General features: G+C 41.7%; 11 protein-coding genes and 1 pseudogene. 5 read left to right on the top strand and 7 right to left on the bottom strand.

Annotation, left to right across the window (positions count from 1 at the left end):
* The first annotated feature begins 215 nt into the window (after positions 1-215).
* Complete coding sequence (norR, locus tag AC0L4E_RS03295; protein ID WP_473677990.1) at positions 216-1829, top strand: nitric oxide reductase transcriptional regulator NorR; 1614 nt, start codon at positions 216-218, stop codon at positions 1827-1829.
* An 87-nt stretch (positions 1830-1916) separates the two neighbouring features.
* Here norR and AC0L4E_RS03290 read toward each other — a convergent pair whose 3' ends face one another.
* Complete coding sequence (locus AC0L4E_RS03290; RefSeq protein ID WP_473677989.1) at positions 1917-3134, bottom strand: MFS transporter; 1218 nt, start codon at positions 3132-3134, stop codon at positions 1917-1919.
* 113 nt (positions 3135-3247) lie between these two features.
* Here AC0L4E_RS03290 and AC0L4E_RS03285 point away from each other — a divergent pair, with 113 nt between their 5' ends.
* On the top strand, positions 3248-4174 hold the full coding sequence (locus tag AC0L4E_RS03285) for a LysR family transcriptional regulator (protein ID WP_473677988.1): 927 nt from the start codon (positions 3248-3250) through the stop codon (positions 4172-4174).
* A 19-nt stretch (positions 4175-4193) separates the two neighbouring features.
* Here the strand turns inward: AC0L4E_RS03285 and AC0L4E_RS03280 are convergent, their stop codons facing one another.
* Both AC0L4E_RS03280 and AC0L4E_RS03275 read right to left on the bottom strand, forming a co-directional pair.
* Positions 4194-5120: a DMT family transporter gene (locus tag AC0L4E_RS03280; RefSeq protein WP_473677987.1), complete on the bottom strand. Its 927-nt coding sequence runs from the start codon at positions 5118-5120 to the stop codon at positions 4194-4196.
* A gap of 272 nt (positions 5121-5392) precedes the next feature.
* Positions 5393-5892, bottom strand: a pseudogene (locus tag AC0L4E_RS03275) (VF530 family protein).
* Between the two features lie 314 nt (positions 5893-6206).
* Between AC0L4E_RS03275 and AC0L4E_RS03270 the strand changes: the two are divergent.
* From AC0L4E_RS03270 to AC0L4E_RS03260, 3 genes are all read left to right on the top strand, one after another.
* Positions 6207-7067 (top strand): PA4780 family RIO1-like protein kinase, encoded by an 861-nt coding sequence (locus AC0L4E_RS03270; RefSeq protein ID WP_473677986.1) that lies wholly within the window; start codon positions 6207-6209, stop codon positions 7065-7067.
* A gap of 299 nt (positions 7068-7366) precedes the next feature.
* On the top strand, positions 7367-8071 hold the full coding sequence (locus AC0L4E_RS03265; protein WP_473677985.1) for a cupin domain-containing protein: 705 nt from the start codon (positions 7367-7369) through the stop codon (positions 8069-8071).
* A gap of 319 nt (positions 8072-8390) precedes the next feature.
* Positions 8391-9635 (top strand): 4Fe-4S binding protein, encoded by a 1245-nt coding sequence (locus AC0L4E_RS03260; protein ID WP_473677984.1) that lies wholly within the window; start codon positions 8391-8393, stop codon positions 9633-9635.
* Positions 9636-9745: 110 nt separating this feature from the next.
* On the opposite strand, the gene AC0L4E_RS03255 is transcribed toward AC0L4E_RS03260, so the two are convergent.
* The 4 genes from AC0L4E_RS03255 to AC0L4E_RS03240 form a co-directional block, all read right to left on the bottom strand.
* Positions 9746-11353 carry an ABC-F family ATPase gene (locus AC0L4E_RS03255; RefSeq protein WP_473681490.1) on the bottom strand — a complete coding sequence of 536 codons (1608 nt, stop codon included), beginning with the start codon at positions 11351-11353 and terminating at the stop codon, positions 9746-9748.
* Positions 11354-11545: 192 nt separating this feature from the next.
* Complete coding sequence (gene mepA / locus AC0L4E_RS03250; protein WP_473677983.1) at positions 11546-12403, bottom strand: penicillin-insensitive murein endopeptidase; 858 nt, start codon at positions 12401-12403, stop codon at positions 11546-11548.
* Positions 12404-12677: 274 nt separating this feature from the next.
* The gene (locus AC0L4E_RS03245) at positions 12678-13100 is read right to left on the bottom strand and encodes a ribosome recycling factor family protein (protein ID WP_473677982.1); all 423 of its coding nucleotides are present in this window, start codon (positions 13098-13100) and stop codon (positions 12678-12680) included.
* A gap of 255 nt (positions 13101-13355) precedes the next feature.
* Entirely contained in the window at positions 13356-14909 is a 1554-nt protein-coding gene (locus AC0L4E_RS03240) for an ammonia-forming cytochrome c nitrite reductase subunit c552 (protein ID WP_473677981.1), read from the bottom strand.
* Positions 14910-15496: the final 587 nt, after the last annotated feature.

Raw genomic sequence — 15496 nt, 5'->3', positions numbered from 1 at the left:
AATAGTAATCGAGTTAAATAATTGGTTACTTCGTTTCTTATTTGAGTAATTGCACTAGGCGTGCCAATTATGTAACTCATTAAAAAGTAAAGAATTGGCGAATATCAGCTCAATCATCACTGTCATAATGACAAACTTTACTTTTGTCTAAATGACACTACAATTGTCATATTGACAAACTTTCAATTAACTCGCTGGACGAAAGAGTACTGCTGATGATTTCTTTAATGGTGCAATGGCAAAATATTACCCAAGACTTAAACTCAGGGCTCACAACTCCCGATAGATTCGATCGTTTACTCGCCACCATTCGCCAAGTATTAAACTGCGATGCTTCCGCACTGCTGCTATATCAAGATCAACAATTTACTCCCTTAGCCACCAACGGGTTAGCGGATGATGTACTCGGTCGCCGCTTTGTCATCGATGACCACCCTCGCCTTGAAGCCATTGCTCGCGCTGGCGATATCGTTCGATTCCCAGCTGATAGCCATCTTGCGGATCCTTATGATGGCTTAATCTCAAACCATGATGAAAAGCTGCAAGTGCATTCATGTATTGGATTACCACTGCTGATTGACGACCGCCTCATTGGTGCGATTACCATTGATGCCTTTGACCCTGGTCAGTTCGATTTACTGCGCAACGAAGATTTACGTTTTGTCAGTGCCCTTGCTGCCAGTGGCTTGCACACGGCGTTATTAATCGAACAGTTAGAAAAACAAACCAGTGTTTCAGCCATTGAAAGCCAAACTCTGACCCCTCGCAGCAACGACAAAATAGAAATGATTGGCAAGTCAACCAATATGCAAGCGCTAAAAGAGCAAATAAATGCCGTGGCCAATACCGATTTGACTGTACTTATCATGGGGGAAACCGGTGTTGGTAAAGAGCTGGTCGCCAGTGCTATTCATCAGCAATCAAACCGTGCAAGCAATCAACTAGTGTATTTAAACTGTGCTGCTTTACCTGAATCGGTAGCAGAAAGTGAGTTATTTGGTCATGTTAAAGGCGCGTTTACTGGTGCTATCAGTAACCGCAAAGGTAAGTTTGAGCAAGCCGATGGCGGCACATTGTTCCTAGATGAAATCGGCGAGCTATCACTATCGTTGCAAGCTAAATTATTGCGGGCACTGCAATACGGCGATATTCAGCGTGTGGGTGATGACCGCCACATAACCGTTAATACCCGTATCGTTGCTGCGACTAATCGCAGCATGCACGAAGAAGTTAAAGCGGGTAGATTTAGAGCCGATTTATACCATCGTTTAAGCGTCTTCCCCATCGCAGTGCCACCGCTTCGAGAACGTGAAGGTGATGTCATTCTACTGGCAGGATTCTTTGCAGAGCGCATGTGTCGTAAGCTAAATCTCAGCAATATTCGTTTAAGTGAGTCGCTGACTCAAACCTTAAAAGACTACACTTGGCCGGGTAATATTCGCGAACTTGAGCACCTAATTAGCCGCGCAGCGGTATTAGCAAAAGCAAGTAATAAGACGCCATTAACTGCTGATAATAGACAGAATATAAAGCAAATCACCCTCGACACTGAGCATATTAATTTGCAAAGCTCGAATGATAATAGCTCAAGTGCTCATGGCTCAAATGATAGTAGCTCAGGAACCGATATCTCGGCTGGCAATAACTCTGATACCAGCGCAAACATCAGCTGTCAAAACTTCAAACAGGCCACCGAAGACTTTCAAAAACAGCTAATTCAACAAAGCTACCAGCAAAATCAACAAAACTGGTCTGCCACAGCGCGCGAACTCGGCTTAGATACAGGAAACTTACATCGACTGGCCAAAAGGTTGGGAATAAAAAAATAAGACCTAATCGACTGAAAAGGTCTTATTTGATTACTGCCATTATGTAAGCTCAAGCTTTATAAACTTCCTTTTAGAAACTGAGTAGAATTAATGATGACACTCAGCCGTTTGTAACTCTTCACTTGATTCAGACTTGTTTACAGTCGATTTTCGTTCTTGGCTGACAATAAATAGCAAGCCGACAATCGGAATAATCACAGCTGCAAATGGAATTCCTGCTGCGCCATAACTGCTATCGATAACCGCTCCACCAATAATGCCACCTAATGCATTGGCTATATTAAAGGCTGAGATATTAGCTGTTGCCGCTAACTCTGGTGCTTTTGCGCCATACTTCATTACCCGCATTTGCATTGGAGGTACATTGGCAAACGACACCACACCAAACACAAACGCTGCGGCAACAAAGGCCCAAGGACTTGAAGCGACAAACCCTAATACGATTAACGATAAAATCATTGCTGCAGGCCAGATAACTAAAGCGCGGCTCAAATTCTTATCTGCAGACTTACCACCTAAAGCATTCCCTACGACTAAACCGATACCTACCAATACTAATATCCAAGTTAAAGAAGAACGGTCAAAACCAGCAACTTGTTCTGCTATTGGCGCAATGTAGCCGTAAAATGTCATAAAACCGACCCAACCCAGCGTGGTAATCGCTAAACTTGCCAATAAGTTTTTGTCTTTAAAAGCACTTAATTGGCTTTTGACACTGGTTGGCGCGGCAGAAGCTGCCTGCTGTTTAGGTTGGATAATTAACATGATAGCTATCGCAGCCAATACACCTAAGCCTGCCACCACAATAAAGGTCACGTTCCAATTAAACGTGTTACCAATATAAGCACCAGCTGGTACGCCAAGTACATTTGCTAAGGTTAAACCGGCAAACATCTGCCCTACCGCTTGGCCTTCAAACTGTTTGGCAACCATTTGGGTGGCTACCACTGCGCCAATGCCATAAAAAGGACCTTGGGTCAGCCCTGCCAACACGCGGCTTAACAACAGTACAGAATAATCATTTGAAAATGCGGTGATAAGGTTGCCAACAATAAACAGCCCCATTAGGCCTATTAGGACTTTCTTTTTATCATAACGGGCAAGCCACAAGGTCAGAATAGGTCCACCAATCACAATCGCCATTGCATATGCGGTAATGAGGTGACCAGCTTGACCATCACTAATATTCAGTGACTCAGCCACTTGAGTCAGTATGCCTGCAATCACAAATTCAGCTGTACCTATCGCAAACGCCGACAGTGTTAATACCCATACAGCAAGGGGCATTTTATTTTTTGTAGTCATCTTAATTACCTCGGTTTTAATCACTTCTAACAACAAAAATAGTCTTTGCTTAAAAACAAAACAATTGATACAAATACTAAATAAGTATTCCGTTTTTCAGAATAGTGGGCATTATGGATAAACTTGGCGACATGGACTTATTTGTTAAAGTGATAAAAAACGGTGGCTTAGCGGCTGCTGGCCGAGCCGTGGGTTTATCGCCGGCGCGAATGACTGCGCGAATGAATGGACTAGAACAACGTTATGGCACTCGATTACTTAATCGAACTACCCGCCAAGTCACCCTAACAGAAGAAGGTCGAGCCTTTTATGAAGCCTGCGAGCGGGTTTTAGCAGAAGTAGAACAAGCCGAAACTCGCTTACAAGCGGGTAAAGCAACGTTATCTGGCCCGCTTAGGATTACCGCGCCATCGGATATTGGTCAGCAACATATCAACATTGTCATTAATCAGTTTGTCGAAGACTTCCCAAGTGTTGAGCCTTACTTGTACCTGACCGATGGCATTATGAACCTCTCTGAACAAAACTTTGATTTGGCCATTCGCTATGGCGTGCTACCTGACAGTAACTTAATCTCGAAAAGGTTATTCCACAGCCATCGTGTATTGTGCGCCTCGCCCAAATACCTTGAAAAAAAAGGCGTACCTAACACGCCCGAAGATTTAAGCCATCACGATTGCCTTGCCTTAGTTAGGGTAGTTGAGCCGTTAATTACTTGGCATTTTCAACAAGGCAAAGATAACAATCAGCAAAACTTTGCCGTTGCCATAAAGCCTGCCCGTTCAACCAATGATGGCGCACAGGTAAGGCGCTGGGCAGTTGAAGGGGCTGGTATCGCGCTGAAATCATATTGCGATGTCGCAGACGATATCAAACATCAGCGTTTGGTGGTTATCTTAGATGACTATATGCAGGACTTTCATAAACACAGCTTAATAGAAGGCGCTGATTTACATCTGGTATACCCAAGTCGAAGTTACTTACCAGAGCGAGTAAAGGTGTTCATTGAACGATTAACAGCGCACTTTCAAAAACTATAAGATGATTATCGTTGAAGGCTTATTTATTCAAGCCAACAAGTTTAACGTTTTGCCATAACCTGCCATCAATAGCCGATAACCCCAGTGCAATAAGCAACATCCCAACAAAATGTATCGCCTCTAACGATTCATTTAAAAATACTGAACCCAATAAAATAGCTGAAACAGGTACCATCAAGGTCACTAAAAGCACGTTAGTCGCGCCCGCGACTTCGAGTATTTTGAAATAAAGTACATAGGCGATAGCGGTTGAAGCAATCGATAACGCAGCCATAGCAGCCCATACATGATTGCTGACGCTTGATATATCAATCGGACCATCAACCATTAATGTAATAGGCAGTAATATCAAGCTTGATGCCGTCACTTGACCCGCCGCCGTAATGACTGGGTTTACTGCCATTGTTTTAAATCGACGGCCATAAACCCCAGCAAAAGCATAGGACAGTGCAGCTCCTATCACAGCCAGCTGTGCCAACAAACTCGCTGAACCTTCGAGTGCAGGTAAACCAATCATCACAACCACACCAATAAAACCAATGGCAACACCAAACAATTTAAGCTTTGTCGGACGTTCATCTGGCAGTAAAAATCCAGCAACCATGACCGCAAAAATAGGCGTCGCCGCATTTAAAATAGCAGCAAGCCCAGATGCAATTTGAGTCTGCCCCCATACGATAAGTGCAAAAGGAATAACGTTATTGAGTAAACCCATTCCTAAACAAGCGAGCCAAATCTTAGGGCTTTTAGGTGGTCTATGACCTAAAGCAAGTGAAATCAACCATAACGTCACGGCGGCAATAGCCACACGTAATGTCACGATAGTAAGCGGTGGTAACTCGCTAACAACAACTCCAATAAAGAAGAACGATCCACCCCATAATATGGAGAGAAAAATCAACATTGCCCAGATACGTCCACTCATCGCGTTTGAAATTGTCGTCATCACTTGTCTCGGTATATTAGTGTTACTCAATCCATACTAACCACAAGTACACCGACAACACATCTTAAATTGACTTGCATTACCAATATTACGTTTGTTATTTGAATTCAGGGACGAGCATAAAGCTTCACCGATATGTAAAAATAGAGAGTAAAGCAAAAAGATTGAATAATTAGCTAGGTTTACAAGGTGGGGTTTTACTGAGTTAAATTAGCTCACTAATGCCTTAGTGAGCTAATTGAAGGCGAACTGTTGGTGCATTAAATCTTAAACTACTTACCCCAAGGATTACTTGGGTCTTGTGACGGCGCTGGTCGATTTTTATCACTACGCTTGTTTTGTGCATAGTTATCTTGCGCTCTGGGCTTGTCTTTTCCATATTGTTTTGGGCGACTGTTATTACGCTTCATTTCTTCGTAATCGGCAGTGGCTTTCTCGCGCATTTCTGCAATCAGTTCAACGGTCAACTCTTGAGGTTTGCGAGGCACAATACCGTCAGCAAAACCACGCTCACGGGGCTTTAGTTCAAACTGCGCAGCACTGCCTTTTGGCATGCTTTTAAAACGATACAGATAAAAGCTCTCTACTCGCTCGCGCGCCCATTCGGTTTTTTTAAAAACTTAAGGCAAGACTCTAAACTTGGGTTATTGTTAAAACACTCTAAACGCAGTGCTGCGTACAAAATCTTCCAATCATAAAAGTCCACTAACTCAGACACCATGGTTTCAGACTTTAAACCATGTAGCGGATTATTTTGTTGTAATTCAATCATGAGAGATCCCAGTAACCGACTATGCGGTATTGATAATGCCAATAAGAGACGTATAAGAAAGTAATAGTAGCCAACTGAATCTGTGCCTACTCATCAAAATAAGTCTTCACAAATCTAGGCTCGTTTTGCCGATTCAGGCGTTAATTATCACTAACTTCAATTTAATATACTAATGATAGCAAGCAACCGTACAGCTTAGCTATCACAAGCCTATGTTTACACTTAAAAGCTGCATATCAATTAAAGCTAATCTTTTATGTCAATTCTACTGATAGAGCATTCCATATAGGGACTAATTACGGTATAACGGCGCAATGAAAATCCCCAAACGAATCCAACCTCTGGTTGAAGAAGGCTTAGTCGACGACGTCCTGCGCCAATTAATGAGCGGCAAGGAAGCCAGTGTCTATGTAGTGCGCTGTGGCGATGATATTCGCTGCGCAAAAGTCTATAAAGATGTCGATAAGCGCAGCTTTAAACAAGCCGTTCAATATCAAGAGGGACGTAAAGTCCGCAATAGTCGCCGTGCCAGAGCCATGGAAAAAGGCTCTAAATTCGGCCGCGACCAGCAAGAAGAAGCTTGGCAAAATGCTGAGGTCGATGCGCTATATAAACTCGCTGCTGCAGGCGTTCGTGTACCTGAACCCTATGGTTGCTTTTCGGGTGTGCTACTTATGGAGCTCGTCACCGACAGTGATGGTGTTGTAGCCCCAAGACTTAACGATGTTGTCTTTTCAAAAGAAGATGCCATTCGCGATCACGCCAGTATGATTGAATATGCAAAATTAATGCTGTGTGCAGGGTTAATCCACGGTGATTTGTCTGAGTTTAACGTGCTGGTCGATGACAAAGGCCCTGTGATCATTGACCTACCACAAGCCGTTGATGCCGCAGCAAACAACAACGCTGTGTGGATGTTTGCCCGTGATGTAAACAACATGACCAACTACTACAGTCAGTTTGCCCCAGAGCTTGCAAACACCCAATATGCCAAAGAAATGTGGGCATTATTTGAAGCTGGCGAGCTTACTCCTGAATCAGTGCTAACAGGTGAATTTGCAGAAAGCGAACACATCGCCGATGTCGATTCAGTACTTGAAGAGATTAACGCTGCCCGTGAAGAAGAACAAGAAAGGCTGCAGCGCATTGTTGATGCCAATTCTGAGGAAATATAACTCATTGAGTTAAAGAGAGATGATGACTTATCTTTAACTCAATTCACCTCTTTTTTTAACCAATCGCTTTCAATAAAACTACCTATCTCAATAAAACATCTTAAAAAGGTAAAGTAACGTAAAGTAAACCTATTTGTAATACTAATAGCCCTTACCTAAGCTTATAGTTATAACGCTTTATTCCCTCATTACTTTGAGCCTTTCCCATGGGCTGCGAGCAAATGAGAAAGTTATACAGATTAAAGTCAAAATTAAATCACAACCTTTTTAATGTTAGCTAACTTGAGAGCCTCAAATATATGAAAGCAATATCACGCTATTCTGTACTATGTATGGTAGGTGCCCTTTTACTCACTTCAGCAGTAAGCACTGCTAAAGATCTAGAAATTAGTAAATCACCTACTCATCAAACAGTTAATGATTTAGAAAGTATCAGTTTCAGTAACGATTACTTTTACAATCAACAAGGTGAGTTTTTAGAAGAAAAAGCTAAAGATGCCATTATCGCCATGCTTGAATTCCATGGTTATCCGACCTTTGAAGGCATGCGTGAGAAGATATTTGTGATGGACTATAACAGCGGTCGCTTCGCTGAAGTGGGGTTATCTGGGCTAATGTACGAGAATAACCAAACCAACTTATACATGCTGTTAGATATCTTTTTATTGCCAAATCAAATGCTAGCTGAGCATTGGCATGTTGATGGCGAAACCACTGCAGCTAAGCGTGAAGGATGGTTAGTTCGTTGGGGTAAAAGCTACATTGCCGGAATTGGTGAAGATAACATGGCACAATTCCCTGAAGTAAAAATCCCTCAAATTCATATGGATGGTGAGGTTCACGCTAAAAATATAATTGAGGCGAACCCTGGTGATTTCCATAACCTTAAAGAGGTGCTTTCAAAGCATTGGCAAATGGCTGGCCCTGAGGGAGCCATTATTACTGAAGTCGCAAACTTTGCTGATGGTGCAGCAGTTAAGCGCTCAGATCCTAAAATGAACTAACAAGTTATTCAAACGGGTTAACTTCAAATTTGGCGTTAACCCACTTTATTTATCATACTAATTAAACTTCTATTTTCGCCATTAACGCTCAATTCTAGTGTAAAGCCTGTTAAAAAAATGAAAGCAGCCTTGACCTAACACATCAAATAAATATTTCTAGCCCCACACAGTTGTTAATACCAAGTAAGTGACATTGAGCAATTAGTTTGCACGTTTTTAGCTTGTTTTTATGGACTAATTCACAAAGCAACATATTAACTCGAACTCAATGACCCAAGTTATCTCTTATAGGTATTCACTCTTTTATTAAAGTCATCTCATGAGCACTATCGAATCAATTACCTTAATGCTAGCCCTTGTCTATAGCATCAGCCTACTTTATTGGAGCAAGCAAAAATGGGGCGCTGCCATTAGTGCAGGTGTACTCACTGCAGCACTTGCGACGACCCTTCATTGGCCGTTATTTGTTGGCCTAGCAGTATCCTTAGTGGTATTGCCATTATTTAATAAATTTCAGCCTGCATTAGCTCAGGGCGGCAGCATTGTTGGTGAAAGTGCCAGAGGCAGAAATAAAGCCGATGATTTGCGAGAAATGATAAGGCATTTGCTGGCGTTATCTATGCTGTTGGTAGGCGTTCAATTTGCGATAAATGCCGCCATGCTTAAATCCGGTGTTGAACCGTTATTGGTTCGCCCCGATATTGGCGATGCCTTTTTGCCGATTGCGGGCGGAATTGAATTAAAAGCGATTATTGGTTTAGGTATATGGGATCAAAACCATCCAGCCGCTGCGGTAATGTTAGTGGTAGTGGTATTAACAGGGTTATTGTGTAAACGCGCTTTTTGCGGCTGGGCTTGCCCATTAGGCTTAGCTGGAGATTACCTTTACGCCCTCAGAAAGCGTTTTATTAAACAAGAATTTGCGCCACCAGCTTGGTTAGATTGGATACTTAGAATGCTTAAATACTTGCTAATGGCGGCGCTGATTTTATTAGTCTTCACTATGCCACTTGCAAGTATTCCACATTATCTTGATGGCTATTATCATAAAGTGGCAGATTTGAAGATGGCGGTATTTTTCTTAAATCCCACTGCAATTAGCTTAGTGTGTTTTAGTATTATCCTTGGTTTAGCGGCATGGAAAAGACAAGGCTTTTGTCGTTACATTTGCCCATACGGCGCTCTGCTAGGCTTGGTGAGTTTTTTAAGTCCGTTTAAAATTCGCCGCAGCACTGAATCATGTTTAATAGAAGGCAAAGGCATGAAGTGCGACAAGTGTACCCGCGCCTGCCCTGCTAACATTATTGTTCACACTCAAACCACCATTCGTAGTGATGAATGCCAAGCCTGTATGAGCTGTATTTCAGCTTGCCCTAAAAATGAAGCCCTGCATTTCAGCACCCGCTGGGGAACTAAGATGTCAGCCAGAGGCTTAGCTGTTCTACTATTGATGCTGTTATTTATGATCCCATTGTGGGCTTATGTGGGCGGTTTCTGGCACAGTGAAACCACCACTGAGGTTCGAATGATGTTAATTCAGCACCTTAACAGTATTGGTCACTAACCTTTTATTAGTGACGTTCATTCACTTATTTAAAGCCACAAAAAATGCCGCGAACTCGAAGGTTAGCGGCATTTTTATTTACTGTAGAGTCAGGCTGACTCTAGCTCACATTATTTTTTAGCTAGAGCAGCTTCTGCTTGGCTTGCTAAGTACTCATCAAAAGTACCATGGAAGCTCACTAACTGTTTATCTTTAACATCAATAATGTGCGTAGCCAGTGATGATACAAACTCACGGTCATGGCTAACGAAAATTAACGTGCCTTCAAACAGTTTAAGGGCATTATTTAATGCTTCAATCGCTTCCATGTCCATGTGGTTAGTCGGTTCATCCATCACTAACACGTTAACGTCTTGCATCATTAACTTGCCGTATAACAGACGGTTTTTCTCACCACCTGAACAGTTTTTCGCTTTCTTGTTTGCATCGTCTTCAGTGAATAACAAACGCCCTAACATGCCACGAACCATTAAGTCGTTATGTTTAGGAGTTCGCCACTGCGACATCCAATCAAACAAAGACAAGTCATTATCAAAGTCTTTGCTGCTATCTTGTGGGCAGTAACCAATCGCGGCATTTTCTGACCACTTAATCGTGCCGTTATTGTTAGCTAATTCATTCACTAAACAACGCAGTAATGTGGTTTTACCCACACCGTTTTCACCAATAACTGCAAGCTTAGCGCCTGCTTCTAAAATTAAGTCACCGCCTTCGAATAAGCTTTCGCCATCAAAGCCATGGCCCAGTTCTTCTAATACTAACGCTTGACGATGCATTTTCTTACTTTCGTCAAAACGCAGTGATGGTGTCATACGGCTTGACGACTTCACTTCATCTAAACTGATTTTATCGAGCTTTTTAGCACGTGAACTTGCTTGTTTCGCTTTAGATGCATTAGCACCAAAACGATTAACGAAGTCTTGTAGCTCTGCCATTTCAGCACTTTTCTTGGCGTTACCCGCTAATAACTGCTCTTGAATAAGACCCGCTGCTTCAAGGAAGTATTCGTAGTTACCCGGATAAATACGCAGCTCACCGTAATCAATGTCAGCCATATGCGTACATACAGAGTTCAAGAAATGTCTATCATGTGAAATGATAATCATGGTGCATTTACGCTTGTTAAGCTCACCCGCTAACCAAGAAATGGTATGAATATCCAAGTTGTTGGTAGGTTCATCAAGTAGCAAAATATCTGGATTTGAGAATAATGCTTGAGCCAGTAATACCCTTAGCTTCCAACCCGGAGCAACTTGCTGCATCAAACCAAAGTGGAAGCTTTCTTCAATACCGGCTTCTAACAGGATTTCACCTGCACGAGACTCAGCACTGTAACCGTCCATTTCAGCAAATTCACTTTCAAGATCGGCTACTTTCATGCCGTCTTCTTCGCTCATTTCTGGTAACGAGTAAATGCGGTCACGTTCTTGCTTCACTTCCCACAATTTTGCATCGCCCATGATCACGGTATCAACAACACTGTATTGCTCGAATGCAAACTGGTCTTGGCTCAAGGTACCGACTTTTAAGCCTGGAGTAATTGAGACATTGCCTGAGCTTGGTGCTAATGCACCACTGAGGATTTTCATGAAAGTGGATTTACCACAACCATTTGCGCCAATCAGACCGTAACGGTTACCGTGACCAAATTTAGCAGAAATGTTTTCAAACAAAGGCTCAGCGCCAAACTGCATGGTGATGTTGTTTGTACTTATGATAACGGCAATCCTCGGGGTAAATAGTCGAATAAATGAGCTTTAAAAGCAGCGCGGCAGTATACAGAGTATGCAGTTTTTTAGATAGGGGAATAATCAGTAAATATGAGCACAAAAGGAGTTTTAAAATAAACTTGGATGCATAAGCGCTGCAATAACAAATATCTTAGCCACTGTACTAATTCAGTGGCTAAGTTATTGAGGTGCTGCCAAAGTTAACGGCTGACATTGTTGCGGCTTAACCTTTAACGGTTTGGGTTGAGCGGGCTTATTGTTATCCACGGCTTTTTTAGGGGCTGATTTTGCGATATAAAATTGTTGTTTCCACCAATCAATATCTTCACAGCCATCGCCAGGCTTAATGGGTTGTTGCGGCTTACAGTCGCCACTAGATTCTGGACAAGTTAGGCGAACATGCATATGCGCACTGTGCCCCCACCATGGGCGTACTTTATGCAGCCAAGTATCATTATCACTTCGTTCATTGCACAATTGCTGTTTAATCGCCCCATTAACAAAAATTCGGGCAACACGGGGATCTTGAGCCGCTGTTTTAATCATCTCTTTATGCTGAGGTTGCCATGCTGCAGTATCAATAGCGAACTCTTGGCTATCGACAACACTGAGCGCACGGGGAGACTTTAGCTCTTTGGCATTAAGCGGCTGCGCTGTTAACCTCAGCCAAATATCAACATCTAAACCAATTTGATGGCTGGTATGGCCGTAATCAAATTGACCTCCACGAGGCATCGACATATCGCCAACAAGGATTTGTTCAACGCCCTTCTTTTGCATGCTTTGAGCAAATTGCTCTACAAAACTAACTAAATATGGGTGGCCATAATAACGTTGTCGCTGCGGCCTAATGACTTGAAAACCATCACCAGATAAAGGCAAAGCTTGGCCGCCAGATAAGCAACCATTGGCATACTCCCCAATCGCTGCTGGACTGCCCTCAAAGGGTGACTTTGCATGCTCCCAAGGATTAAAACGACCTTGTGCATTTGCGCTAACCGCAATCAGTATCACGCCTACTACTAACGAAAAGTTCACTATATTGGTTCTCTTGAATAAATAGTTAACCAGAAATGCCAGCACAAGGTTTTGCGCTAGAATTCATTCCAATTAATACAAGTGTAGAGGGGAATTTCAACAAGGTTTGAATGATTCAATGAAAACGTCTAAAACAACTGAAAACTTTGATTAAAGTCAGTGAATATCTAAAACTAACTATTCGTTACCTTAAGCCTTTTACAAAGAGCTAATACAAAAAACTATTACAAAGTGCTGTTACAAAGAGCTATTACAAAAAGCTCTTTCACCGGTACTACCAAGTATCTGCTTCAAAACGCGCAGTTCTGGCTTGCGCTTCAGTGCATTGAGTCAACTGAATAAGTTCAGCCAATGTGATACTCGGGGTTTCAGTGATTAAACGAATCAGTTTTGCTTCTAAGGGTTCTAACTTATCTGCATGACCTAAGAGCGCGGTTTCAATTTTTTGAATCAAATACCTGAACTCAGTTGAGCTTAGGGGTATTTCCGCTAATTCATCTTGGCGGTGGGTTTTGAGTTGATTATTGAATGACTGCACCTTAATCGCCTCTCCCACCAAGCTCCAATTACGTGAACGGCGCACACGCTTAAGCTCGCAGCCATGCATGGTGGCAATGGCTTTGGCTTGATTAGCAGTTTCTCTACCAATACGATGAATAAGTGAAGGTAGAGCAATCGTGATTGCCTCTTTATGCATATAAAATTACGCTAACGTCCTTATGAATCGTTTTCAGTTAAATGGCGAATCAACTTAGCAGGAGTGCCGCCGTAAAGACAGTCTCAGGCTATGGAAATGCTAAATCATTTTTCTCAAATAAAAACTAAGAAAAATACTGAGCAATAAAAATGCCAGTCGATTTACATCGACTGGCATTGGCTTTAACAGTGCAAAATTTGAACGGTGATAGTGGAGAGTCTATTTTTTCAAATCACACTGAAAATCGACTTAACTTTACTTAAGCTCTACTGGCCACTCTTTATCAACACGCTTTTCTAGGAAAATTTCTTTAGATGCTTTCATCGCTTCTAAATCAAGACCTACAAGTGGTTGAACTTTAGCTTTAGTGTCGTACTTAGTTGCATCAAACTTGTAGTCTGGAGCATACTTTTTCAGTAACGCATCAGCTTCTGTAATGGCAGCATCTAAAATCGCGTTAGATTTTTCTAACAAACGAATGGCTTCAGCTGGGTTATGAGCATGGATACCATGTGACGCTGTAGCGCTATCCCAGAACCACTGTGCATTTCTAACTTTAGTCAGTAAGCTATTCATTTCACCCGCTAAAGGCGTTTTGGTTTTTAATGCAGCTTCGTAATTACCTTTTGCTTCAGCAATGCCTTTACCTGCTTCAAGACCTTTGATGCCATTAGCTGCCCAAATAGCTTGAGCTTTAAAGTGCACTTCAGTCAAACGAGGGTCTGTACCGTCAGCTTCAAAACGTAGCTTGTTGATTTCAGCTTTACGCTCATCAAGGATTTCAGTGAAATCTTCTGCTTCATGACAGCTCTGACAGCTTGATGGCAGTGTTTCTGCTTCAAAGGTCACTTTATGGTTAGAGTACTCGCCGCCTTTTGCATTTTCAGCTTTAGGCATATGACAAGTAGTACAACCAAATTCTAAATGGCTATCCATTGCATGTTCAGTACGGTCTAACATGTTTTCAAACTCAGGATGCTGAGCTTTAATCATTGGCGCACCAGATACGGCGTTAGTCCAATCTTTAAATCCACGCTGATCAAAATAAGCGAGTTGTGCTTCAGCAGCAAAACCTTCATATAAACCGTCAGTACCTTTATAACCAACAAAATCTTTATAGTCAGTATTTACGCCTGGTACCCAGTAATCCATTGGGTATTTCACTTTCTTACTGTCAGTACCGTCGAAGTAATATTCAACGTGACACTGTGCACAAGTCTGACTTGCCTGCATTGTGGCATCTTGCTTAGTAAAGTCTTTACCAATCGCTTTCATGGCGCGGTCAGTGTAAGGACGGCTTAAGCGGATTTCTTCTTTGCCTAACTCATGACAATCAGCACAGCCGATCGTGTTAGACATTTCATGGCCCCAAGTTGAGAAGGCATTATCTGAAAACTTAGCTTCACCCACTTCGTCATACATACGAGCGACATCTGGTGTTTTACATGACCAACAGCTTGCCGCCATTGCTTCACCAACGACTTTTCCGTCATGGCCTACCATAGGGTGACCTACACGTAATGTTTTAACGATATCGGTTAACGCGTAATGATGACCACGTGCACGGTTATAGTCTTTTGCAAAACCGTAACCCGCCCATGCGCTGACTAAGTTAGGGTTGCTTGCTAATAGATCATCCAGCTCACCTGATTTTGGTGTGCTTTCTTCTGTTTCGGCCCAAGTTTTATATTGTTCTGGGAAGGTTTTTTGCCAGTTTTCACTTTTATATAAATCAACTTCGCCAGCAACACTATAACCAGTAAAAGCCGTTGACATCATCACAGCGATAGCAAGTTTTCTTAATTTCATCATCATTCCTCATTAGGACTTGTTATTATTTAATCTTGATACAACATTCATCATCACCACTTATCAAACTCACTTATTAAAAATATTTAAAACAACTTCTATCAATATTTTATAATTAATAATTTCAATAAATTGAAAACAATTATTATCACAAGCTAACTAACAGAACAGGTATTTAAAGTAGTAGTGTGACCGCAACCAAAGCAAAGGTAATTACTTGTCTCACTTCAAAATTAAACCAATAAAAGGCATACCCCTTATTGGGTACATAAAGGCGAACATATTAATTAAATACCCTAAATAAAAGCTCAACATGTATAGAGTCATGTCATAGCCTGTACACAAAACATCACCAAAAACAAAGATAAATAAAAATAAATAGAATTAAAACAGCAAGATAGGTGATTAAAAAACTTTAATTAAAAATATATTCACCAAGCTTAATTCAATAACAATTGCCGCAGATACAGATCACACTAGCTCCTAAAACCGAATTAAGTTCAAATAAATAGACCTATCACCCTCATATATTTAACGTCTTTAATTACCACCTAATAGCTAAACCTTAAACCAACCTTAATCAGCAA

The organism is Shewanella sp. GJ50-10, from assembly GCF_055808815.1.
Note: the sequence above shows the minus strand (reverse complement) of the source record. Positions and strands in the feature narration are given on the sequence as shown.

Coding starts and splice junctions, on each gene's coding strand:
- AC0L4E_RS03290 (WP_473677989.1), bottom strand. CDS start 3,134: ATGACTACAAAAAATAAAATGCCCCTTGCTGTATGGGTATTAACACTG.
- AC0L4E_RS03270 (WP_473677986.1), top strand. CDS start 6,207: ATGAAAATCCCCAAACGAATCCAACCTCTGGTTGAAGAAGGCTTAGTC.
- norR (WP_473677990.1), top strand. CDS start 216: ATGATTTCTTTAATGGTGCAATGGCAAAATATTACCCAAGACTTAAAC.
- AC0L4E_RS03245 (WP_473677982.1), bottom strand. CDS start 13,100: ATGCATAAAGAGGCAATCACGATTGCTCTACCTTCACTTATTCATCGT.
- AC0L4E_RS03265 (WP_473677985.1), top strand. CDS start 7,367: ATGAAAGCAATATCACGCTATTCTGTACTATGTATGGTAGGTGCCCTT.
- AC0L4E_RS03280 (WP_473677987.1), bottom strand. CDS start 5,120: ATGACGACAATTTCAAACGCGATGAGTGGACGTATCTGGGCAATGTTG.
- AC0L4E_RS03260 (WP_473677984.1), top strand. CDS start 8,391: ATGAGCACTATCGAATCAATTACCTTAATGCTAGCCCTTGTCTATAGC.
- AC0L4E_RS03240 (WP_473677981.1), bottom strand. CDS start 14,909: ATGAAATTAAGAAAACTTGCTATCGCTGTGATGATGTCAACGGCTTTT.
- AC0L4E_RS03285 (WP_473677988.1), top strand. CDS start 3,248: ATGGATAAACTTGGCGACATGGACTTATTTGTTAAAGTGATAAAAAAC.